Source organism: Calothrix sp. CBUCES-K 9914, assembly GCF_059640475.1.
In genome coordinates this window covers 12,133-33,593 of the sequence record NZ_JBXXZH010000020.1, presented here as the reverse complement: position 1 = coordinate 33,593, position 21,461 = coordinate 12,133, and the positions used below count along the sequence as shown (strand labels likewise).

General features: G+C 38.5%; 21 protein-coding genes. 11 read left to right on the top strand and 10 right to left on the bottom strand.

The window, feature by feature from the left end; all coding sequences use genetic code 11:
- Positions 1-186: 186 nt before the first annotated feature.
- Positions 187-498: a PhoD-like phosphatase N-terminal domain-containing protein gene (locus tag AC2JBO_RS06680; RefSeq protein ID WP_496952852.1), complete on the bottom strand. Its 312-nt coding sequence runs from the start codon at positions 496-498 to the stop codon at positions 187-189.
- Between the two features lie 127 nt (positions 499-625).
- Here AC2JBO_RS06680 and AC2JBO_RS06675 point away from each other — a divergent pair, with 127 nt between their 5' ends.
- The gene (locus AC2JBO_RS06675) at positions 626-1,555 is read left to right on the top strand and encodes a diacylglycerol/lipid kinase family protein (protein ID WP_496952851.1); all 930 of its coding nucleotides are present in this window, start codon (positions 626-628) and stop codon (positions 1,553-1,555) included.
- A 554-nt stretch (positions 1,556-2,109) separates the two neighbouring features.
- Complete coding sequence (locus AC2JBO_RS06670) at positions 2,110-2,433, top strand: DUF4365 domain-containing protein (protein ID WP_496952850.1); 324 nt, start codon at positions 2,110-2,112, stop codon at positions 2,431-2,433.
- 214 nt (positions 2,434-2,647) lie between these two features.
- On the opposite strand, the gene AC2JBO_RS06665 is transcribed toward AC2JBO_RS06670, so the two are convergent.
- Positions 2,648-3,418 carry an SDR family NAD(P)-dependent oxidoreductase gene (locus tag AC2JBO_RS06665; protein ID WP_496952849.1) on the bottom strand — a complete coding sequence of 257 codons (771 nt, stop codon included), beginning with the start codon at positions 3,416-3,418 and terminating at the stop codon, positions 2,648-2,650.
- 75 nt (positions 3,419-3,493) lie between these two features.
- Here AC2JBO_RS06665 and AC2JBO_RS06660 point away from each other — a divergent pair, with 75 nt between their 5' ends.
- The 3 genes from AC2JBO_RS06660 (at position 3,494) to ypfJ (ending at position 6,436) form a co-directional block, all read left to right on the top strand.
- Positions 3,494-4,336: an alpha/beta hydrolase gene (locus tag AC2JBO_RS06660; protein ID WP_496952848.1), complete on the top strand. Its 843-nt coding sequence runs from the start codon at positions 3,494-3,496 to the stop codon at positions 4,334-4,336.
- 26 nt (positions 4,337-4,362) lie between these two features.
- Positions 4,363-5,349, top strand: a complete 987-nt coding sequence (ygfZ, locus tag AC2JBO_RS06655) for a CAF17-like 4Fe-4S cluster assembly/insertion protein YgfZ (RefSeq protein WP_496952847.1) — start codon at positions 4,363-4,365, stop codon at positions 5,347-5,349.
- A gap of 241 nt (positions 5,350-5,590) precedes the next feature.
- Positions 5,591-6,436: a KPN_02809 family neutral zinc metallopeptidase gene (ypfJ, locus tag AC2JBO_RS06650; RefSeq protein ID WP_496952846.1), complete on the top strand. Its 846-nt coding sequence runs from the start codon at positions 5,591-5,593 to the stop codon at positions 6,434-6,436.
- 118 nt (positions 6,437-6,554) lie between these two features.
- Here the strand turns inward: ypfJ and AC2JBO_RS06645 are convergent, their stop codons facing one another.
- The 6 genes from AC2JBO_RS06645 to AC2JBO_RS06620 form a co-directional block, all read right to left on the bottom strand.
- Complete coding sequence (locus AC2JBO_RS06645) at positions 6,555-7,226, bottom strand: DUF5331 domain-containing protein (protein WP_496952845.1); 672 nt, start codon at positions 7,224-7,226, stop codon at positions 6,555-6,557.
- Between the two features lie 114 nt (positions 7,227-7,340).
- Positions 7,341-7,673 (bottom strand): (2Fe-2S) ferredoxin domain-containing protein, encoded by a 333-nt coding sequence (locus AC2JBO_RS06640; protein ID WP_496952844.1) that lies wholly within the window; start codon positions 7,671-7,673, stop codon positions 7,341-7,343.
- Between the two features lie 36 nt (positions 7,674-7,709).
- Positions 7,710-8,687, bottom strand: coding sequence for a cysteine synthase A (locus AC2JBO_RS06635; protein ID WP_496952843.1), 978 nt, complete (start codon positions 8,685-8,687; stop codon positions 7,710-7,712).
- A gap of 34 nt (positions 8,688-8,721) precedes the next feature.
- A complete protein-coding gene (locus AC2JBO_RS06630; RefSeq protein WP_496952842.1) occupies positions 8,722-8,901 on the bottom strand; it encodes a hypothetical protein in 180 nt (59 codons plus the stop codon).
- A 557-nt stretch (positions 8,902-9,458) separates the two neighbouring features.
- Positions 9,459-10,055 carry a hypothetical protein gene (locus tag AC2JBO_RS06625; RefSeq protein ID WP_096688526.1) on the bottom strand — a complete coding sequence of 199 codons (597 nt, stop codon included), beginning with the start codon at positions 10,053-10,055 and terminating at the stop codon, positions 9,459-9,461.
- A 208-nt stretch (positions 10,056-10,263) separates the two neighbouring features.
- Positions 10,264-10,980, bottom strand: coding sequence for a biliverdin-producing heme oxygenase (locus AC2JBO_RS06620; protein ID WP_496952841.1), 717 nt, complete (start codon positions 10,978-10,980; stop codon positions 10,264-10,266).
- Positions 10,981-11,611: 631 nt separating this feature from the next.
- Here AC2JBO_RS06620 and glmM point away from each other — a divergent pair.
- Positions 11,612-13,051 carry a phosphoglucosamine mutase gene (gene glmM, locus AC2JBO_RS06615; RefSeq protein ID WP_496952840.1) on the top strand — a complete coding sequence of 480 codons (1,440 nt, stop codon included), beginning with the start codon at positions 11,612-11,614 and terminating at the stop codon, positions 13,049-13,051.
- Between the two features lie 73 nt (positions 13,052-13,124).
- Here the strand turns inward: glmM and AC2JBO_RS06610 are convergent, their stop codons facing one another.
- Positions 13,125-14,222, bottom strand: a complete 1,098-nt coding sequence (locus AC2JBO_RS06610; protein WP_496952839.1) for an acyltransferase family protein — start codon at positions 14,220-14,222, stop codon at positions 13,125-13,127.
- A 291-nt stretch (positions 14,223-14,513) separates the two neighbouring features.
- On the opposite strand from AC2JBO_RS06610, the gene hpsL reads away from it, so the two are divergent.
- The 5 genes from hpsL (at position 14,514) to AC2JBO_RS06585 (ending at position 20,544) form a co-directional block, all read left to right on the top strand.
- Positions 14,514-16,205, top strand: a complete 1,692-nt coding sequence (gene hpsL, locus AC2JBO_RS06605; protein WP_496952838.1) for a hormogonium polysaccharide biosynthesis protein HpsL — start codon at positions 14,514-14,516, stop codon at positions 16,203-16,205.
- An 11-nt stretch (positions 16,206-16,216) separates the two neighbouring features.
- Positions 16,217-17,224, top strand: a complete 1,008-nt coding sequence (hpsN, locus tag AC2JBO_RS06600) for a hormogonium polysaccharide biosynthesis glycosyltransferase HpsN (RefSeq protein ID WP_496952837.1) — start codon at positions 16,217-16,219, stop codon at positions 17,222-17,224.
- Positions 17,225-17,314: 90 nt separating this feature from the next.
- Positions 17,315-18,487, top strand: coding sequence for a hormogonium polysaccharide biosynthesis glycosyltransferase HpsO (hpsO, locus tag AC2JBO_RS06595; protein WP_496952836.1), 1,173 nt, complete (start codon positions 17,315-17,317; stop codon positions 18,485-18,487).
- Positions 18,488-19,660, top strand: coding sequence for a hormogonium polysaccharide biosynthesis glycosyltransferase HpsP (hpsP, locus tag AC2JBO_RS06590; protein WP_496952835.1), 1,173 nt, complete (start codon positions 18,488-18,490; stop codon positions 19,658-19,660).
- Positions 19,661-19,905: 245 nt separating this feature from the next.
- Positions 19,906-20,544 (top strand): peroxiredoxin, encoded by a 639-nt coding sequence (locus tag AC2JBO_RS06585; protein WP_496952834.1) that lies wholly within the window; start codon positions 19,906-19,908, stop codon positions 20,542-20,544.
- 213 nt (positions 20,545-20,757) lie between these two features.
- On the opposite strand, the gene AC2JBO_RS06580 is transcribed toward AC2JBO_RS06585, so the two are convergent.
- Positions 20,758-21,183 (bottom strand): hypothetical protein, encoded by a 426-nt coding sequence (locus AC2JBO_RS06580; RefSeq protein ID WP_496952833.1) that lies wholly within the window; start codon positions 21,181-21,183, stop codon positions 20,758-20,760.
- Positions 21,184-21,461 lie beyond the last annotated feature (278 nt).

Here is a 21,461-nt window from a genome sequence, read left to right as displayed (position 1 = left end):
ATATTGCATAGGTTATACTTACGTGGAAATAGTAATAATCATGATTACTGCAACATATACAGGTAAATACATATGCATAAGATAGGTAACTTCATCAATAAATTAATATTATTTTCCATATTTACCAGTACATCAGTATGGGCACAAATAACTCCTGATAACACGTTGGGCGCCTCTTCATCACAATTAAACAAAAACACACTTGTTGATAGAATTGATGGAGGCGCCTAAAATTCTGCGGACATTACGGAATAATTCATCGGTAGAGTATTCAACAATCATTTGAGCTGGTTTATTGGTTTTACTCCAAATAACCGCACTGTTATTATTTATATCGCCACTCATCACACCATACGGTAACTCAGGGCGCCTTTTTTCTGATGTAATAATACCAGGTGCCTGAGCAAAGGATTTATTTAAGACATTATCGGTAATGATGGCGCCAGTAGCAGCTAATGAGATTTTTATGAACTGACGACGAGACAATGAGTGTGACATAAAGCGGGATAATATTGACTTTTTTTATTTTGGAGCCATAAGTTTAAGGATAGGTTTAGGTGCCTCATAGCAGAGTGTCGAAATATCGACTAAATTGGATGCTATAGTTCTAGGGATTGATTAGCTCATGGTAATGCTTCCGCCGCAACCGCGTGTCCTTATACTGTATAATCCGTTTGCAGGTCAGGCATATAATCTTAAACAAACTCTGGAAGACGCTGCTGATATTTGGCGAAGCAAAGGATGGGATGTAAAAGTGCAACCCACCAAAGCACCCGGTGATGCAACAGTTCAAGCGCGCGCTGCTGCCGTTGCTGGCTATGATGTAGTAGTCGCTGCTGGTGGTGATGGTACAGTTAACGAAGTTATCAACGGTTTGGTAGGGACACACGTCGCTTTAGCTGTGCTACCTATTGGTACAGTCAATATTTGGGCACGTGAACTAGGTTTACCAATGGACTTGCGTCGTGTTGCCAATGCTTTTTTAACCGCACAGTTAGAACAAATAGACGTTGGTAAAGCGGGAGAAAGATATTTTTTATTAATGGCAGGTGTTGGGTTTGATGGTGCAGTTACAGCACAAATAAATCATGACGATAAAAAGCGGTTGGGTATATTCGCTTACGTAAAACAAACATTACAGCTTGCACGGAATTATCAAGGTGTTCGTTCATTTGTTTGTGTAGATGGTAAACGAGTTCGTGGACGTGTATTATTAATTATAATTGGCAATAGTCAATTATATGGTGGTATTGTAAAGTTAACGGCTGATGCAATTGTTAATGATGGATTATTAGATGTGTGTGTAATTAAAGGACACAGTATGTTAGTGGCACCACTAAGGTTATTATCAATATTTACACGTCGCTATAACCGTGACCCGAAAGTTGTATATTACCGCGCGCAACAAGTCCAAATTCAAGGAAAAAAACTACTTTCTGTACAAGTAGATGGAGATTATTTAGGAACAACACCAATGAACTTTGAAGTCGTCCCGAAAGCGTTATGGGTGCTAGTTCCGAAAAGTGCTGACAAATCACTATGGAAAGTAAATTAATTAAAATTAGATGTGATAACATATAACATATGCAAATGAAACATATAAACGTAGGGTGCGTGACGCTAGAAAAAACCTCAACACAGCGATAGGACTTGTAGCGTCACGCACCAAATAACAATCGTGACTCACTTTTTTTCAGTCCCCAAATAGTCGTTCTTACATCTTTATCATCCACAAAACATATTCTATCACCACTCTTACACAGAGTTCCAAAATGCGAATATAAGTTACTATGGAAAATGTATTAAGTGAGATAATATATAAATTATTTTAAAGAATAAATTCTCATTAATTGATTACTGCCTGACATACAATGGACTATAACACGAAAAAAGAATTATTTAGCTATGCCTATATTAAGTTACTTGCTTCTATAAGCGGTCTTGTTGTAACTGAAGCCAATAGAGCCTTAGATAATGTTGGTATTGACATAACTATAGCAGTCCTAAATCATTTGTAAAATCCACACTAGTAGAGACGCGATTAATCGCGTCTCTACGTGAATATAATTTTTACAACTCATATAGGATTGCTATATCCGGGCGCCTGGTATGATAAAAGGAATACTTTCACCTTCTACTGATGCACAAGTTAAATGCACAGCTACTAATGTAACAAAAGATACATCCATTGAGTATCCTTTACCTATTAAAAATTACAGACGATTAATAAATAGATCGATTACTCCTCAAATCTTGATAATTGTAACTGTACCTACTCAAATAGAAAGCTGTATAAATATCTTAAATTTACAAAATGAAACATTAGTTAAAAGCTGTGCTTATTGGATATCATTAAAGGGAAGACAAGATACGGCAAATGATAAAACTATAACTATTGACAGACATCCCAAAAGAAAATCTACTCACACCTGATGTCTTAATAAAACAAATAAACGATGAAGCGGATTACAAGCAAAATGTATTTTATTACCACAGAGACACAGAGATAAACAAAAAATAATAAATAAGTAATTCTTAGCCTGCGAAGGCAGGCTTTGCTCGTATAGCCTCACCCTTCTAGGGTGTGAATACGCGCGTGATGTGGATAAAAATGTAAATACGGTTGCGAATACATATAAAATATAGATCACCAAGGTAGTTTAGTTCCATCCCATGAAAAAAATTGACCACTATCACTAGGTTCTAATTTTTCAATGACATCTAAAAGTTGACTTACTGTGCGTTCTGTGCTAAACAGTTTTTCGGGTGGAACGTTTGCTTGGAAGGGACGTGATAAACGAGTGTCTGTTGTTCCCGGATGTAATGTTACTACTATATTCTTCGGACAAGAACGCGCGTATTCAATGGATACGTTCCGCATAAACATGTTGAGTGCTGTTTTCGATGCTCGATAACCATACCATCCACCAAGATTATTATCCCCGATACTACCGACTTTGGCGGAAATACTCGCGAAGACGCTTTTTTCTTGATGCTTAAATAAAGATACAAGGTGTTTTGCTAAGAGTACTCCCCCGATACTGTTGACTTGGAAGTAGCGAGTTAGGTTATCTATATTCAAATGTCTTAAACTTTTTTCTGGTTGAAAGTCTCCGTCGTGCAGTACCCCAACACAGTTTACAACCAGATGCAATGTTTTAACTTCGCTTTTGATTTGCTGTACCGCTTCAGTAATGTCTGCCTCATTGGTAATATCCATTACTAAGCCAGTTAAACGTGTAGGATTATCGTTTGCGAGTGCGATTAACTCAGATGCTGATTCTGGGTTACGATATGTTGCATAGACTTTGGTAATTTTCTCAACATCGAGTAGTTTTTTGACGAAACCCAAGCCAATACCTTGACTTGCTCCTACAATTAATGCGTTTGCTGAATTTATTTGATTTAGGAATGACATTATTATTTGCTAGCCTATGTAGTTACAATGATTAGTCGGCGCCGTTTTCATTTATGTTAAAGTTTAAACAAAAACATGATTCGTAACCACGAAGGGTTAATTAAAAGTACCGATGGTACAGAATTATACTATCAATCTTGGCTTCCTGATAATAGGGTGCGAGGAATATTAGCTATAGTCCACGGTTTAGGTGGGCATAGTGGAATGTACGGTAATATTATAAAACAAATATTACCAAAGAATTACGCTGTGTACGGTGTAGATTTGCGAGGAAACGGAAAATCACCAGGTCAACGTGCTTATATAAATTCTTGGAATGAATACCGTGAGGATGTTGGAAGTTTCCTAAAGTTCGTGAATAACGAAAATTCCGGTACTCCGATATTTCTACTCGGTCATAGTTTGGGAGGGTTGACTGTTTTAGATTATGTCTTACATAATTCTAAGGATAAACCTAAATTAAACGGTTTGATTAATTTGACTCCAGCGTTAGGTGAATCTGGGGTTCCACCTATTAAAATCTTTATAGGACAGATACTTTCACGGATATATCCGCGTTTCTCAATGAAAACAGGTTTAGATTTGGGTTTAGGTTGCCGTGATCAAGAAGTAATTGCCCGTTATGCTCAGGATACACTAAGGCATACCGTTGGTACAGCCAGGTTATCAACCGAGTTTGCTAGTACTCTTGCTTGGGTAAAAGCTCATATAAACGAACTAAATATACCATTTTTGATGATACTCGCAGGCGCCGACAAGATAACTTTTCCTGAAGGTTGTCGTCAGTTCTTTGAAAAAATTCCTTTTACCGATAAAGAACTCCAAGAATATCCAGATAGTTATCACGAAGTTCACGACGACTATGGCTATGAACAAGTATTGTCTAATATGGAAGATTGGTTACAACGTCATTTATAAAATTACTTTATTATAATCAGGCGCCTATGTCATTATCCAACATTAACCAAGATACTGCAGTACTAGCAGCAATTGAGAAAGTAGCAGTATATGACCGTAGTCAGTGGGGACGTATTCAAGTATCAGGTAATGACCGTTTGCGTTTCCTCCATAACCAAAGCACAAACGACTTTCAATCTCTCAAACCAGGTCAAGGTTGTGATACTGTTTTTGTAACATCTACCGCTAGGACGATTGACTTAGTGACAGCATATGTGGAAGAAAATGCTGTGATTTTACTAGTTTCTCCTAACCGTCGCGAATTTCTCATGCAGTGGTTAGACAAATATATCTTTTTTGCCGATAAAGTCGAATTAGCCGATATTACTGAACAAACTAAGGCTTTGAGTCTTATCGGCCCTGAAAGTCATACAATTATCGAACAGTTAACTGCTGGAGAACTTATCAACCAGCCTTACGGCACTCACAAACTATATAATATTGATTCAGTCGAAGTTCGTATTGCAGTTGGTAGCGGTTTAGCTTTACCTGGTTACACGTTAATTCTTCCAGCTACTGACAATACCATATGGAATACACTTTTAGAAAGAGGCGCCGTTTCCGTGAGTTCAACAGCTTGGGAAACATTACGTATTATCCAAGGTCGTCCAGTACCGGAAAAAGAACTGACCGAAGATTATAATCCTTTGGAAGTTGGGTTATGGCAAACTATATCTTTTACCAAAGGTTGTTATATCGGACAAGAAACTATTGCTCGTTTAAATACATATAAAGGTGTAAAAACTTACCTTTGGGGAATACGTCTAAATAAATATATTGAACCTGGAAGTACTATATATATAGACGAAGAAAAAGTAGGCGCCTTAACTAGTATCACAGAAACTACTGAAGGTTATTTTGGACTTGGTTATATTCGTAGCAAAGCTGGTGGTGTTGGTTTGAAGGTGACTATTGATGGTAGCGAAGGTGAAGTTGTTGAAGTTCCCTTTGTTTCACATGTATATCCAGAATAATATTACCACAGAGACAGAAACAATTATCTTTGTGTACTTTGTGTCTTTGTGGTCAAAAATATATCACCCAGAATTAATGACACAGACTGCTAGTAGGGTGCGTGACGCTACAAGTCTTATTGCTACGTTGAAGTTCTTTCTAGCGTCACGCACCCTACATTACTGCGGGTAGAAGACTATATATTCTAAATACGTGTAATCTTATAAAAAATATGCAGTATTAAAAAGGAGTTAGGGAGTAATGCGTTGGCAATTAGGTCGTCGAAGTGATAATGTTGAAGACCGTCGCGGCGCCTCAATAAGCGGACCTGTAGTTGGTGGTGGTATCGGAGCTATTGTACTATCCCTAATTGTCGCTTTATTAGGTGGTGACCCAAGCGTAATTTTACGGCAAGAAAATACTCGAACTGGTAATCCACCCGTAAATTCACCTCGTTCTGGAACAAAAGACCAAGCATCAGAATTTGTTTCTGTTGTTTTGGCTGATACAGAGGACGTTTGGAACCAAGTATTTAAAGAAAATGGAAGAAATTATGTAGAACCTAAATTGGTTTTATTTTCGAGTAGAGTTGAATCTGCTTGTGGGTTAGCAAGTTCTGCAGTTGGTCCATTTTATTGTCCTGCAGACCAGAAGGTTTATATAGATTTGAGTTTTTATCGAGATTTAAAGAACAAATTTCAGGCGCCTGGAGATTTTGCTCAAGCATATGTAATTGCTCATGAAGTTGGACATCACGTACAAAACCAATTAGGTATTTCTAGTAAAGTTAGTAGATTACAAAAACAAGTAGATAAAACTCAAGCAAACCAACTTTCTGTAAGATTAGAATTACAAGCGGACTGTTTTGCTGGAGTTTGGGCAAACCGCGCGCAAAAGTCGCGACAAATATTAGAACAAGGTGATGTAGAAGAAGCAATTAATGCTGCTAGTAGTATTGGGGATGACCGTTTACAAGAACGTTCACAGGGTTATGTTGTACCCGACTCATTTACACATGGTAGTTCAGCACAAAGAGTTCGTTGGTTCAAACGTGGTATTCAATCAGGTAATATCAATCAATGCGACACTTTTAAACCAGACGTGTAAAATGCCGATTTGGTGCGTGACGCTACTGGTTTTACTGCTACGTTCTAATTCTTTATTGCGTCACACACCCTACGTACACGCACCACATATTAAATTTGGCACCAAATCAAGCCATAATTCAAAAAGTAATAAAAATAGATTCATCTCTATCCCAGTCGCGACCTTGGCAAAATTCATCAATCCAATTCGCTAATTTACGACGGTTCATAGTAGATGATTCAGTAACTTCGCTTTTAACCGTTCCCGATTTTATTTTACAATCTATGTCAGATATTGGTGGTGCAATTGCAACTGCTGATAATGGTATTCTATATTTAGTCGCAATTAGCGATTTTGATGCTTTAACTTGTACATAAGTACTTGAATTTCGATGATTTAATCTATCTTGGACGGCACCTGATAAAGATTGTTGTAATAAACTATTTGATAAACTATGAGTTGTGATTTCTAGTACTCGTCCGTTTTGAGGATGTTTATAACTAGTTTCTTGTAAAGGTTCCTGATTGTTTGAGTTGTCATCAAGCTGTCGCAGTAACTGTTCTGGATTAAAATTTAAACCTAATGCTGCTATTATAGCATCTGTGTTTGTGTTTAAATCTACAAGTAGTGGTAATAAGTCAACCAAGTTCGGTTCTAAAATTGTAACTGTCGCTAATACAAAACTTGATAATGGGCGCCGTTCTCCATTGTATTCTGCCCAAATTTGCATTTTTTCTAACCAATGACAATTTTGTTGGTAGTAGCACAGCCATTTCTGTTTTAAGGATTGACGCAAATCCTGAATATTCATCTTTTGTAATATTAATTCAAACGGCAGTTATGATAAACTTTGCACAGCAAAATTAAATTTATCAATTTAATATTATATCTTCTTTGATAACTAAATTAACACCTGTCGAAAGACTTAGTTACTCTCCACTTTGGGATGAAAACGGGCGTAAAGCATTTTATCAACTTTTTGATTACGTTGTAAATGCTGCTCAACAATCAAAGGTACTTCATGGGGTTGTATACCACAGTACCATACCATATCAGGTACAATCAAGATCATTGGACCGTTACCGCATTGTCCTAAACAACTACTGCCTGTGATATCTACTTCAGAAACAGGAAGTTTTTCAAAAGCTTCTAAAACAGACTTGGCACCTTGTTTACGACAAGTACGATTTTGACATACTCGCACACAACGATTAGACATTATACAGGGGGTGGGTAATGTAATCAACACTACTAGCATAAACTCCCCCCTTGACGAACTTATCACCCCAACGTCTTAATTATCGGGTGAAAGTCCCTTCGACTGTAACCACTCCATGTTAAAAATTCTGGACTGATAACGGGCGCCACTGTCACAAAGTATAGTTACAATCGTGTGCCCAGGTCCCAATTGTTTGGCTAAAGCTACGGCACCTGCTACATTGATACCAGTCGAACCACCCATTAATAAACCTTCTTTACGCAATAACTGGTAAACTACCTTTATCGCAAGAGAGTCATCAACTTGAATTGCATCATCAGCGCGAATATCTTCCATATTCGCAGTCACGCGACTATTACCAATACCCTCGGTAATTGAACTACCCTCCATATGTAACTCACCAGTTTTGACGTAACTATATAAAGCACTACCCATAGGGTCGGCAAGTACAGATTTGATATTAGGGTTTTTCTCCTTCAAAAACATCGATACTCCAGCAAATGTTCCACCCGTACCCGTTGCTGTAACCCAACCATCTACCTTACCATCCGTTTGTTCCCAAATTTCTCGTCCTGTCGTTTCATAATGCGCGCGGCGGTTTGCCAAGTTATCAAACTGGTTTGCCCAAATAGCGTTTTCCATCTCCGATGCAACTCGACCCGAAAGTCGCACATAATTATTAGGGTCTTTATATGGTACTGCTGGAACTGGACGCACCTCCGCACCTAACGCGCGTAATGCATCCATTTTTTCCTGTGATTGCGTATCGGGAATAATAATCAAACACTTGTAACCCTTAGCATTACAAATATGAGCCAATCCAATACCAGTATTTCCCGCAGTACCTTCAACAACAGTACCACCTGGTTTGAGTAAACCTTTCTCTTCCGCATCCTTAATAATATAAAGTGCTGCACGGTCTTTGACGGAACCACCGGGATTAAGAAATTCAGCCTTACCAAGGATATCACATCCTGTTTCCTCGCTAAAACTCTTAAGCCGAATTAGTGGTGTATTGCCAACTGTACCGACAAAGCCGTCTTTAATATCCATTTTACTTACCTCAGATCTTCATCTATCAAAATTCTCACTCATCTAGGTGAGTTTCAGATAGATAGGCGCCACAAAATATAATAAGACTACCTGTACCTGACATAGGGTCAAGTAGGCTAGGTGGTAAACTGCGTCGTCCAGTAATTACAAATTCACCAAGCGGTTTATTAGCGGCATTTCTAGGACAAATTTGAGATAGCGTGCGTTGTTGCATCAGTTCGTCATAGAGCAAGTTGCATGTGCATATATTTTTGATGGTGTAACAGTCGATACCGCTACTCTATTTGCACCATTGGTGGAACTTTTATGATTTTCTGCTTTGGCGCCACCTAATCGTAATTTCAATCCCTCGGAACTGTTTTCGTCCTCCAGAACGGTTAATTTTTAGAGACAATAGGTTGAAACGCTTGTAACAAAATACCTAAAATTTTATCAACCTGGTTAATATAATATTCAATCAAATCTATATAAACAGTTGTTTCTTCTATAAATAAAAATTTCCAGTTAGTGCCTGTAGTAACAGACCCATAAATACGCTTAACTTCAAAGATTAGTTTGAGTACAAATGCTTAGAATCTTCTATTGTAATAAAGCGCGCGCTAAGTCTAATGCTTTACGAGTATCGCACTTATAACTTTTAGGCATACCCTATCCGATTGCTATATAGTAAACTTCTTATTGTTGAGCTAAATGCCTACTAAGAGTAATTCATCTGTTGTCAGTAGACAGAAAACTTTTGGTAAGTCAGATAAATTTGACATTGGGTAGGCGTTAATTAAAAGCTTGGGCTAATATACCCAATATCTTATTTGGCTTATCAATGAAGTACTCATCTAAGTCAATTGTGACTTTACTACCTTCTAATTTTAGGAATAACCAGTTAGTACCGCTTGTCACGGAACCATAGATGGTATTTATATTATCACCATTATTACTGTTGAAGATTTGTGCGGCTATCATCGAAGCTAGACATTGACCTATACCGCCGCGAATGTCTTCTTTTTTCGCTTCGACTACAACTACAACTGGAGACCGCACTTCCAAAAGTTCATCACTTTTACTGAGAAGGAAATCGCATCTGCCGTTTAACCCTCGCGCAGGGTCAATATTAAACTCAATACCTGATAGCACAAGGACTGGCGCTTGTATTACTTCGTTTAAATCACTTAACAATGGGTAGACAATACCTTCAGACCTTAACTTCTCTGTACCGCTCACTCCCAGCAAGCGATAGGTTCGGTTAAAACCAGTTTTAAAGAAGTCTGTAGGCTCAATTTCAGCAGCTTGAGAAAATACTCCCGACCTTTCTTCGCGCGTTAAACCAAATTTATTTAGTACTTCAATAAAAGTAAAATCACTATAGCTCATATTTTTTAGGTGGAGCTTCGCCATAATACCTAAATTTTATCACGGTATGGGGTGCATATAAATTTTTTCCAAATTGTTTGTGTTTAACATAAAACTTAGGGACAGTTTCCTTGAAATTAGGCGCCATATGCAATAAGCAATAAAACGACTAACCACAAAAAAACTGTCCCTTATTAATGGACTCCAGATTTAAATTGAACCCAAAATCTTACTCAGCAGTAGCAAGTTCGGTACTTCCGCGTGTACGGCGCCGAGTCAGGGAGTTGAAAACCATGATACCAATGGCTTTGATTAAATTACCTTCCAACTCTTGGAACATTTTCATGTTCATACCAAAAGCATCATTAGCTTCTTGAACGATTTTATCACAAGTTGCTTCATCAAGTGGCATTTCGTCCAAAGCAGCACGATACTTAGCTTTGAAAGCTTTCTCGTCGGTAATATCTGCAAATTCGTAAAACGCAGTTCCATTACCATCAGTAAGGTTCATTGCAGTTTGGGCAATACCCTTAAGAATTTGTCCCCCCGACAAGTCTCCCAGATAGCGAGTGTATGAATGAGCAATTAATAGCTCTGGTTCCGAATTAGATATTTCACGAATGCGCTCTACATAAGCACTTCCCGCAGATGACAACTTGACTTGAGATAGCCAATTGGCGCCATAGTAGTATGCTAAATCTTGCTCCAGAGTCTGCTTGCGGTAGAGTTCGGGAAAGTTAATACCAGAAACAATTGGATGATTTTTGTGCTTAGACATCTCCTCTTCCATTGCTGAGTAGATGAAATAAAAGTTGCCCACCAACTTCCGGTAAGAATTCTTTTCCACCACACCTTTTAAAAAGCACTTGACAAAACCAACGTTTTCCGCCATCGTGTGGGCTTTTTTTGTACCTACACGCAATTTGGATGCTAAGTTGCTACTCATGCTCATTTTCTCAACTTTGAAATTAAAATGTCGCTAAAAAGTAACATTAAAGTAATTTGATGAGAATTTCTCTTAAAATGATGCAAATCGCAACAATTTGTAATTTTTGACACGAAATTTAATTTACAAGGCGCCACGCACCAAACAATTCGTAGGGTGTGTGGCGCCACCAATAAACCTAAAACAAAGCTAAAATCTGATAGCGCCACGCACCTTACAAGCAACGTAAGCAGTCGATGGTGCGTGAAAGCACTTGGTTTGTTCGTTACATTGCTTGATTGTAATAGCTTTCACACACCCTACCCAAATTTTTGTTGCCGCCACGCACCTTACAAGCCAACAGTCAAGAGTTAACACATGCCAAAATGCCGAAATGTGTGTAATAGGGGTATCGATTGTTCCTTTAATTGCATCTGGGATTTGATGTTTAAGTTACATTGCGTGACTTTAAGGAATATTTACAGTATATTCACTAAAATTACAAGTAATTTTACTTACAAGGCATAAGAATTGTTTTAGATTGATAATAAAGAAAAATAAAACATATCCTGAAGGAAAGGTATTCAAAAGGAATTGTTCAATAAAGTGTAAAGTGCTATCCTCCAATGTGAGTGTGTGGAGCGTTTGATTTATGGTTTCTTATATAACTCTAAGTAAAAGTGCGGGTCGCGGAATTTCCTCTGATCAAGACAGTTTTGGGTCTCATGCCGCTATCCCTACGACACCTTTGTTCGGAACGGATGGTATTCGTGGACGTGTTGGAGATTTGCTGACCGCGCCTTTAGCATTGCAAATTGGTTTTTGGACGGGTATTGTACTGCGTAACCATGCCATAAATTTAGGGCCAGTAATATTAGGACAGGACTCGCGTAACTCTAGCGATATGCTAGCGATGGCTTTAAGTGCTGGACTAACGGCAGCAGGTATTGAAGTTTGGTACTTAGGTTTATGCCCAACTCCTTGCGTAGCTTATTTGACAAGTATTACTTCAGCAATTGGTGGTGTGATGATTTCCGCCAGCCACAACCCACCAGAGGATAATGGTATTAAGGTATTTGGCGCCTTGGGTGGAAAGTTATCGAAGGAGTTACAAGCGGAAATTGAAGCTGGACTGCGAGGTGATGCTTTACCTGCTGTTGTTCAATTAAAGTGTGGGCGCCACTATGCGCGTCCTGAAATGATTTCTGAATATGCAGAAGCATTAATTAAGCCTTTGCGAAACACTCCTTTATCGGGAATGAAAATTGTATTAGACTTAGCTTGGGGCGCCGCAGTTGGTTTAGGTGCTTCAGTTTTCAAGTCAATGGGTGCCGAAGTAATTTGTATGCACAACAAAGCTGACGGCGATAAAATTAACGTTAACTGTGGTTCTACGCATTTAGGACTATTGCAAGAAGCTGTGCTAGAACACGGCGCCGATATGGGCTTCGGGTTTGATGGCGATGCTGATAGAGTATTAGCCGTAGATAATAAAGGGCGTGTCGTTGATGGTGACTATATACTTTATCTGTGGGGTAATAATTTAGTATCATCTCAACAGCTTCCTGAAAAGCTTATTGTTTCCACCGTCATGGCAAATTTAGGATTCGAGCGCGCGTGGAAAAAGCTAGGTGGTAATCTAATTCGTACCGCTGTTGGTGACCAGTATGTTCAAGCAGAAATGTCCAAAACTGGTGGAATGCTCGGTGGTGAACAATCCGGACATATTCTCTGCCGTCATTATGGTATTACTGGTGATGGTTTACTTACTGCGCTCCACATCGCTGCTTTAGTTCACGAGTCAGGAGAATCTCTCAGTACACTTGTAGAGCAAAGCTTTACTACTTATCCACAAATATTAAAGAACGTGCGTGTTGAAGACCGTAACAAACGCATGGCATGGAAAGAATGTCAACCTTTAATGGATACTATTGCTCTTGCTGAAAATGCAATGGGTGATAGCGGTAGGGTTTTAGTTCGTCCTTCTGGTACTGAACCTTTAATTCGTGTTATGGTCGAAGCTGAAGATGCCCTCCTTACACAGTATTGGACTGACACTTTGGTTGCTGCCGTTCAAGAACACTTGGCTTAAAGTGTATGTTAGTTAGGTGCGTGACACCACCAGTTTTTGGCTTCGTTTCATAATTTTAATTGCGTCACGCACCCTACATTTTTTTGTAATAAGATTTGAGCAACCCAAAAGCTGGTTGCTCGACTTGGAAGGTTAAAACACTAGCTACACTTATAGCTGCTACTGTTTTGATCATAATTCCTAATTCGTGAGGAATCGGTGCCAGTAGTGGATGTAATAACCATTGTACTTGTAAGTGAGTTAAGTACAGCGAATACGAAATCGTACCTAAAAACACAAGTGATTGATTTGCTAATGCTCCAAGTTTACCATAAATTGCTAAGAACATTAGTATTACGAAGAACGCGAAGAATAAAAATGCATAACGTGGGGTATCTGGTGCATAGTCAATAGCTTTTGTAAATATACAAAATATAATCATTCCTAATCTATATTTAGAAAAGCCAAATGTTTTGATTTGATACAAAAATATACCGCTGATAAAAAGGTCAGCACGTCCTCCTAATAGCAAAAACTTATTTTTGAGAAACTCTTTAATAAATACAATGATATTAGATAAATTGCCGCTACTTGTGATTGTACTTAAATGAAAATAGCCACTAGTCAAATTAGTTTCGGAATGTATAGGCATTACAAAAGCAGTTTGAGGTGATATATATGCTTTAAAACTATTAATGAATATAATCACCATCCAAAAACCACATACCCATTCGATATGTTTAATTAACTTTAACTTATACAAACTAAGAATAATTATGTAAAATGCTAGTTCTAAAGTTAGAGTCCAGTAAACAATATTTACATTTTTGGCGCCTAAGAATTCTTGAAACATCGAAAAATTAGCGATGATATCATAGATTTTGTCGGTTCTCGGTTTGGTAATCGTACTTGTAATTAAAACAGTTGTAATCACTGATATCCAATATACTGGATACAACCGAGCAAATCTACCAACAATAAAATCAAGACTCCTTTTAATTCTTTTAAAGCTAATTAGTATAAAGAAACCACTTAAGATGAAAAAAAACTGGACAAATTGTTGCAAATAATGTAAATAGTGAAATGGGTGAAAATTTGACCATTGGTACGAACTACCGTAATGAAACAAGACTATACATAAAGCCGCGACACCTCTCATCGCATCAAATTCTAAAAGTCTTTTCGATTCCATATCGTTATTTGAAATAAATCTTAAGATTTAATAGTGAGTAAAAATAAATACAAGAGTAAGCAACCTTCATTTTAAGCGACAGATTTTACAAATGGGAAGAGAAGATAAGCAAATTTTTCATTTGTTCATTAAGATGAAGTACAATTTCAGTAAGTATACGTAGGCACCACCATCCGACATTTTTTTCGATTATTTGCCAATTATTTATCAAGTTTCATCAAAAAAATTACGAGCCAAGCCTGAAGTCCAAAGTTACACTAAGAAAGTTATCAATGTTACTGTTCGTTTCAGATGACTGATACCCCTATTTCTAAGAAAAAGTCTAAGTCTAAGTCTAAGTCTAAGTCTAAGTCTAAGTCTGAGTCGAATCAGTCTGAAGCAAGCGTTGTGGTAGACTTGAAAGAGCGACTAACACAAAAGCGTAAAGCTGCTGCTGCACAGAAGGAGTTGACGAGTTTTCTTTCTGCTGCTGTCGGCGCCGGTTTGTTTATTGGTGCTATTCTATTCGCGGTTGGTGGTATCAAAGTTGCCTTACCCGGTCTTCTAGGTGTAATCGCAATCTCTCTCTCTTACAAATACCCTGCCCCAGCTTTACTATTTTTTATCGCTTACGTTCCATTTGGCGGCACTATTACCTATTATCTAGGCAATAGCCCTATATTACAACTCGCTAAGGATGCTTTCTTCTTCCCCGCCTTAATTGGCTTATGGCAAAACCTCAAAAAGCAACGTTTACCTCTACTCATCCCTCAAGGTATTAAAATCCCCCTATTTATTTTACTGGGGTTTTGTATTCTAACCTTACTGTCTGTTAACGGCGCCCAGCAATTCAACCCTCCCCCCTCTCTACCATTTAAACCTGCACCCAAAGAGTTTCCTATTGGTATGGGCATTTTGGGACTCAAAGTATTTATAGGTTATGTACCGTTAATTAGCTGCATTTACTATACTATTCGCGATAAAAAAGATTTTTTACGACTAACACGGTTACAAGTCGTATTTATTCTCGCTTGCGGTATTTTAGGAATAATTCAATATCTACTGCTGTTAGTTGGAGTCTGTGAAGGTACTCGTAACGCTACTGGTGACGCTTTATTTAAAGCATCTCTTGAAGCGCGATGTTATTTTGGCGGCGCCTTAATTTATAGTCCGTCTGAAGGTATGATACGTTTACCTGGAACCTTTGTGGCACCGTGGCAATGGGCATGGTTTTTGATAGCGAGTACCTTTTTTACCTTCGCAACTGGGTTTAGTGACCCTTCAATACTTTGGAGAGGTCTCAGTTTAGGGTCTTTAGTTGTTGTTTTTGTCAACGCGGTTATTTCTGGACAGCGTATCGCTTTAGCTTTAGTACCCGTATGTTTCCTTCTCTGCTTGTTTCTCACAGGACAACTTGGCAACCTGAAAAAGTTTATTCCCATATTAGGAGGACTTGCTTTAATTCTAGGGGTTGCCTTTGTGAGTAACCCTACTGTCATCGCAGAACGTACTGAAAGCTTTACAAGTCGTTGGGAAGCTTCTCCTCCTCAAGAATTTATTGTCAACCAATTTGAGGAAGTTTGGAAAAACGTTGATGGTCCCCTTGGTAGTGGTCTTGGACGTGCTACCAACTCCGCGCGTGCAATGGGTGAAACTAAATTAGTTGAAACATACTATCCCAAAGTATTGCACGAAGTGGGCATATTAGGGCTACTTGCGTGGGTAGGATTTGTAACAAGTTTAACAATAATTTGCTTTCGTACCTATCGAACGATAAAAAACCGTAATTTCCGCAGTTACGCTGCGACTATGTGGGTGTTTATATTGTTTATAAGTTACAACACTTATTATTATCCTTTGGATGTAGACCCGGTGGCAGTATATTACTGGTTTGGCGCCGGTATTCTATTAAAGCTTCCGGAGATAGATAAAATCGAACGACTTAAAGAGGAGCAACTAGAAAGGGTGCAGGATAAAAAAGGTAAAAAGAAGAGTAAAAAATAATTATAAACAATATGACTTTACCATGTATTTCAGTAATTATACCGACATATGGACGCGAAGAAGCCTTGCGTGACAGTATCGACGATATTTTAAAACAAGATTATCCAAACTATGAAATTATAGTTGTAGACCAAACTCCACAACATAAACCCGAAATTGAAAGTTACTTACAAGGATTGGCAACAGTAAGTAAAATTAAGTGGTATCGTTTGAATTGGGCTTCTTTACCCGGCGCCCGGAATTATGCGGTGCGGCGGTCAATTGGTGAGATAATCTTATTTATCGATGATGATGTGAAGGTAGAATCAGGATTTTTAAAGGCTCACGCTCAGAACTTTATCGATAAACCAGAAATAGGCGCCGTAGCAGGAAGAGTGTTTGACCGAATGAAAATGGCAGACTCGTCTGCTGGTCGTACTCAGGGAGACAGCAACTATAAAACAATCGAATATCTACCACCTCAAGCAATGGACCCAGGTATTGCTTGGTATTACATAGACTTAGTTCACACCGTCAAACCCCAACAAGTATTAACCGCGCGGGGATGTAACATGTCATTCCGTCGTGAAATCTTTTTTAAACACGGTTTACACTTTGATGAAAGGTTTCGTGGTAGTGCAGTGCGTGAAGAATCAGACTTTTGTTTAAGATTACGGCAAACAGGATATAAAATTTGGTATGACCCCGAAGCACATCTAATTCATATTGGAGAGGAAACGGGTGGTTGTCACGATATCAGTACTCGTTCTCCCAAATATCAACTCACCTTTTACCATAATCATTTTTTGATGGGTTTGAAAAATCTTACCGCAACTCAAGCACTGCGTTTGTACGCGCGTTTGTTTGACTGCCATGTACTTGGGCGCCCACCTTGTCATAAAAGCGGTTCGCCAATTAAAATTTTAACGCGCTTCGTCTTCTACACCCTCGGATTTCTCAAAGCCTTGGGTACAGTTATCCAGTCCAAATGGAATGATGGACAAATATATACTCATCTTGATGATACAGTAGGCGCCTGACTTTATTCCCCTATGCAGCGTACTTTGCGGTTTGTTTATTTGAACCGCAAAGACGCAAAGTACGCAAAGGAAGAAACCATACATAAAACTATGAAAATATTAATTGCCAGCCATACATATATAGTAGACCTGAACTGCGAGAAACTCCGCACGCTTTCTCGACTCGAAGATAACATTGAGGTAACGGTAGTCGTTCCCAAACGATGGAAACCTGGTGGGGTTCAAAATAAAATTATTGAAACTCAATATAAAGACGAAGGTCACTTCCGTATAGTCCCTGTTTCCAACTTTAGTCAAAACCATCAAGGTTTACTCACATTCGGCGCCGATTTAGTATCTGTACTTAAATCATTCCGTCCTGATATAATTCAAGTTGAGCAAGGTGCTAAAGCTTTAGGATATGCCCAAATGATAACCTTGAACAAACTTTTGGGACTCAAAGCTAAAAACGTCTTCTTTACTTGGTGGAATTTACCATACGAACTAAACAAAGTTGCTTCTCTACTGGAAAAATACAACCTCAGCAATACACACGGCATTATATCAGGCAACCAAGACGGCGCCAAGATTCTCAAAGAGCGAGGATATAACGGTAAAATTAAAGTTATGCCACAATTAGGAGTCGATGAAAACCTCTTTACTCCCAAACTCCAACCAAAACTCGCAGAGAAACTAAATATCAACAGGAGTGAATTTATAATTGGATTTGTTGGTAGATTTGTTCCAGAGAAAGGAATAATGACACTATTGAATGCGTTGGAGAAGATAAGAGACAAAGAATGGAAATGTTTACTTTTGGGTAGAGGAGTACTCAAAGATGAATTATTACACAAAGCGCGCGCCGCTAACTTAGAAGATAGAATTATCATCGTTGAAAGTGTACCGCATCACGAAGTATGTGATTATATAAATTTGATGAGTACTTTAGTTTTGCCATCAGAAACAACGTATAAATTTAAGACTTTGACATCAGTTGGTTGGAAAGAGCAATTTGGACATGTGATAATTGAAGCGATGGCATGTCAAATACCAGTGATAGGTTCAGACTCAGGAGAAATACCTCATGTTGTTGGGGATACAGGGATGGTATTTCCCGAAGGTAATGTAGACTCGTTAGCTAGTTGTTTAACAGCGTTGATGGAAGAACCAGAACTAGCGCATAATTTGGGACAATTGGGATATGCCAAAGCGATGTCACGATATACCAACACAGCTTTAGCAAAGCAACAGTTGGAATTTTATAAAGAAATATTATCAAATTAAATGAAAATACTGCAAATTGTTCCTTCGATATCTTTAGTATACGGGGGTCCCAGTCAAATGGTGTTGGGACTGGCGCCTGCGCTAGTAAAACATGGCGCCGAAGTAACTATACTAACAACAGATAGTAACGGTGACACTGGACAAAAACCTTTGGATGTGGTATTGAACCAACCAGTGAAACAAGACGGATATGAAATAATTTATTTTCGCTGTGTACCGTTTCGTCGCTACAAGTTTTCCCTGTCATTACTCAAATGGTTAAACGAACACGCGCGCGAGTATGACATAGCGCATATTCATGCTTTATTTTCTCCAGTTAGTAGTGCAGCAGCAGCAATATGTAGAAAACACAAGCTGCCTTATATACTACGTCCATTAGGTACACTTGACCCTGCTGACCTACGTAAAAAGAGTCAATTAAAGAAAATTTATGCAGCAGTATTAGAACGTGCCAATATTGCAGGCGCCACAGCTTTACATTTTACCAGTAATCAAGAGGCAAAAGTATCTGAACGATTTGGAGCAAAAACGTGCGATATTATTTTGCCTAATGGTGTAAGTCCCTCAAACATCAACCCAAACAACACAGTACGTTTGCGATATGGAATTTCTGAAGATGTACCATTGATATTATTTATGTCGCGGATAGACCCGAAAAAAGGTTTAGACTTATTAATACCCGCGTTAGAAAAACTCAAAGCACAAAATTTAGACTTTCATTTTGTCTTAGCAGGTGGAAATCCTCAAGACCCTAGTTACGAAGAAGGAATTAGAACGGGACTGCAAAATTCACCATTACACACATATACTACCATTACAGGATTTGTTACAGGAGAAGAAAAATCAGCATTATTACAAGCTGCCGACTTATTTGTACTTCCATCATACTATGAAAACTTTGGTATTGCGGTAGCTGAAGCGATGGTAGCAGGAAAACCCGTTGTAATATCAGACCAAGTGCATATATGGCATGATATACAAAATAGTAAATCAGGATGGGTTGCAAAAACAGAAGTTTTAGACCTTACCAACTCACTTAGTGAAGCACTACAAAACTCAGAAGAACGTAAAAACAGAGGTATAAACGCGCGGAACTATGCACTACAAAATTATAGCTGGGATGGAATCGGGCGCCAGATGATAGAATTTTACCGCGAAAATATTTCAACGTAGGGTGCGTGACGCTACGAAAAAATTCCAACGTAGTTATAAGACTTGTAGCGTCACGCACCGACTCATGGTTCTAACTTACGATAATGATACTAGTCGTGATGCGAAGGAATATGTCAAATTGCAAACAAAGTTGAAGCGATACTTAAAATTTTGTAATAAACAGCGTCAGTCCAATCGGGATACCGGAATTTATGGCATGATTCTTAAAGTAGACATTATGGCTTCATAAGTACAGGGAATCTCTCATGACTCTCCGTTTAGGCGATACAGTACCAAACTTCACTCAAGCATCAACCCACGGTGAAATCAGCTTTTACGACTGGGCAGGTGATAGCTGGGTAATCTTGTTCTCTCATCCAGCCGATTTTACACCAGTTTGCACCACAGAACTGGGAACTGTCGCAAAGCTCAAACCCGAATTCGATAAGCGTAACGTTAAAGCAATTGCCCTTAGTGTAGACGACGTTGACTCGCACAACGGTTGGGTAGGTGATATTGAAGAAACTCAAAGCACATCCCTCAACTACCCTATTTTGGCTGACCCTGACCGTAAAGTTTCCGAACTTTACGATATGATTCACCCAAATGCAGCAGCTACAGTAACGGTACGTTCTGTATTTGTAATAGACCCACAAAAGAAACTACGTCTATCGTTTACTTATCCTCCAAGTACAGGACGTAACTTTGACGAAATTTTGCGTGTAATAGACTCATTACAACTTACCGACAATTACAGTGTAGCAACACCAGCTGACTGGAAAGATGGTGAAGACGTTGTAATTGTCCCCTCTCTAAAAGACCCCGAAGTCCTCAAGGAAAAATTCCCCAAAGGTTATCAAGAAGTTAAACCTTACCTGCGTATGACACCTCAACCCAACAAGTAATTATATTTTCCATAACATAATTAGGCGCCATTATTTCAATGAAGGCGCCTTTTTTATTATCATATTGGGGCACACTTTGGAATTGGAAAGTAATGGGTGCCCAATTATATTATGTCCGGTAGCATAACCGTAATAAAAACCTTGTTCTTACGTTACATGTAACGTCTCTACCGGGGTGGGCAATCAACCGGACATGATATTACAATATCGTGATTATGTGCCTTGCCTACCGTTTCCACTTTCCCGTAAAAGATATTGCCATATTCTTTGTGACTTTGCTTCCCACGCTTGACGGTCAATAGCTGCTTGTTGCCTATCCTGGGCTGCTTGTTCTGATAATTCTATAAGTCTACGATCTGTTTGTTCGCTTAGGTTACGATAATTTTCATTCGACTCTTTAATATTTTCGACTAACACATCAATAGTATCGTTATGCTCGTTTATCCTCACAGTTAAAGTATCAATAGCATTGGTCATCCTTTCTGTCAAGGTGTCGATAGCGTTACTTTGCTGATTCATCCTTTCTGTCAAGGCATTAATAGCGCTATTCTGTGCTACTACCATCTCACCTACGTTTGCGAATAAGGTTTCAAGACGGTTCAATCTGGTTTCGACTGAATCTTGTTGGTTAGCTACCATTTTCTTTTTTTCCTTACTATTAACATGATACCGCGTACTTTGAAGGCACCTCCCCAAGTACGCTAGTTAAAATTAAAATAATATAACTGTATTGCCATATATAGTTACTTATAACAGATATTATACTGATACGTATAATATTTAAAAAAATACTGATTTATGCTTATAAACCTGGTTGAAGAGCGAAAATCGTCGTTTTTATTGTGGGATGTCCAACAATAAACCAGTTTTCAGCGAGATTTTGCATAAAAATCGAGCTTAACTAGAGTAAATCATAG

Excerpts from the sequence above, each read along its gene's own strand:
- AC2JBO_RS06630 (WP_496952842.1), bottom strand. The coding sequence starts at position 8,901 with ATGCAACAACGCACGCTATCTCAAATTTGTCCTAGAAATGCCGCTAAT.
- AC2JBO_RS06610 (WP_496952839.1), bottom strand. The coding sequence starts at position 14,222 with ATGGAATCGAAAAGACTTTTAGAATTTGATGCGATGAGAGGTGTCGCG.
- AC2JBO_RS06620 (WP_496952841.1), bottom strand. The coding sequence starts at position 10,980 with ATGAGTAGCAACTTAGCATCCAAATTGCGTGTAGGTACAAAAAAAGCC.
- hpsN (WP_496952837.1), top strand. The coding sequence starts at position 16,217 with ATGACTTTACCATGTATTTCAGTAATTATACCGACATATGGACGCGAA.
- AC2JBO_RS06660 (WP_496952848.1), top strand. The coding sequence starts at position 3,494 with ATGATTCGTAACCACGAAGGGTTAATTAAAAGTACCGATGGTACAGAA.
- AC2JBO_RS06670 (WP_496952850.1), top strand. The coding sequence starts at position 2,110 with ATGATAAAAGGAATACTTTCACCTTCTACTGATGCACAAGTTAAATGC.
- AC2JBO_RS06585 (WP_496952834.1), top strand. The coding sequence starts at position 19,906 with ATGACTCTCCGTTTAGGCGATACAGTACCAAACTTCACTCAAGCATCA.
- ygfZ (WP_496952847.1), top strand. The coding sequence starts at position 4,363 with ATGTCATTATCCAACATTAACCAAGATACTGCAGTACTAGCAGCAATT.
- glmM (WP_496952840.1), top strand. The coding sequence starts at position 11,612 with ATGGTTTCTTATATAACTCTAAGTAAAAGTGCGGGTCGCGGAATTTCC.
- AC2JBO_RS06640 (WP_496952844.1), bottom strand. The coding sequence starts at position 7,673 with ATGCTAGTAGTGTTGATTACATTACCCACCCCCTGTATAATGTCTAAT.
- ypfJ (WP_496952846.1), top strand. The coding sequence starts at position 5,591 with ATGCGTTGGCAATTAGGTCGTCGAAGTGATAATGTTGAAGACCGTCGC.
- hpsL (WP_496952838.1), top strand. The coding sequence starts at position 14,514 with ATGACTGATACCCCTATTTCTAAGAAAAAGTCTAAGTCTAAGTCTAAG.
- AC2JBO_RS06580 (WP_496952833.1), bottom strand. The coding sequence starts at position 21,183 with ATGGTAGCTAACCAACAAGATTCAGTCGAAACCAGATTGAACCGTCTT.
- AC2JBO_RS06635 (WP_496952843.1), bottom strand. The coding sequence starts at position 8,687 with ATGGATATTAAAGACGGCTTTGTCGGTACAGTTGGCAATACACCACTA.
- AC2JBO_RS06665 (WP_496952849.1), bottom strand. The coding sequence starts at position 3,418 with ATGTCATTCCTAAATCAAATAAATTCAGCAAACGCATTAATTGTAGGA.
- hpsP (WP_496952835.1), top strand. The coding sequence starts at position 18,488 with ATGAAAATACTGCAAATTGTTCCTTCGATATCTTTAGTATACGGGGGT.
- hpsO (WP_496952836.1), top strand. The coding sequence starts at position 17,315 with ATGAAAATATTAATTGCCAGCCATACATATATAGTAGACCTGAACTGC.
- AC2JBO_RS06625 (WP_096688526.1), bottom strand. The coding sequence starts at position 10,055 with ATGAGCTATAGTGATTTTACTTTTATTGAAGTACTAAATAAATTTGGT.
- AC2JBO_RS06645 (WP_496952845.1), bottom strand. The coding sequence starts at position 7,226 with ATGAATATTCAGGATTTGCGTCAATCCTTAAAACAGAAATGGCTGTGC.
- AC2JBO_RS06675 (WP_496952851.1), top strand. The coding sequence starts at position 626 with ATGGTAATGCTTCCGCCGCAACCGCGTGTCCTTATACTGTATAATCCG.
- AC2JBO_RS06680 (WP_496952852.1), bottom strand. The coding sequence starts at position 498 with ATGTCACACTCATTGTCTCGTCGTCAGTTCATAAAAATCTCATTAGCT.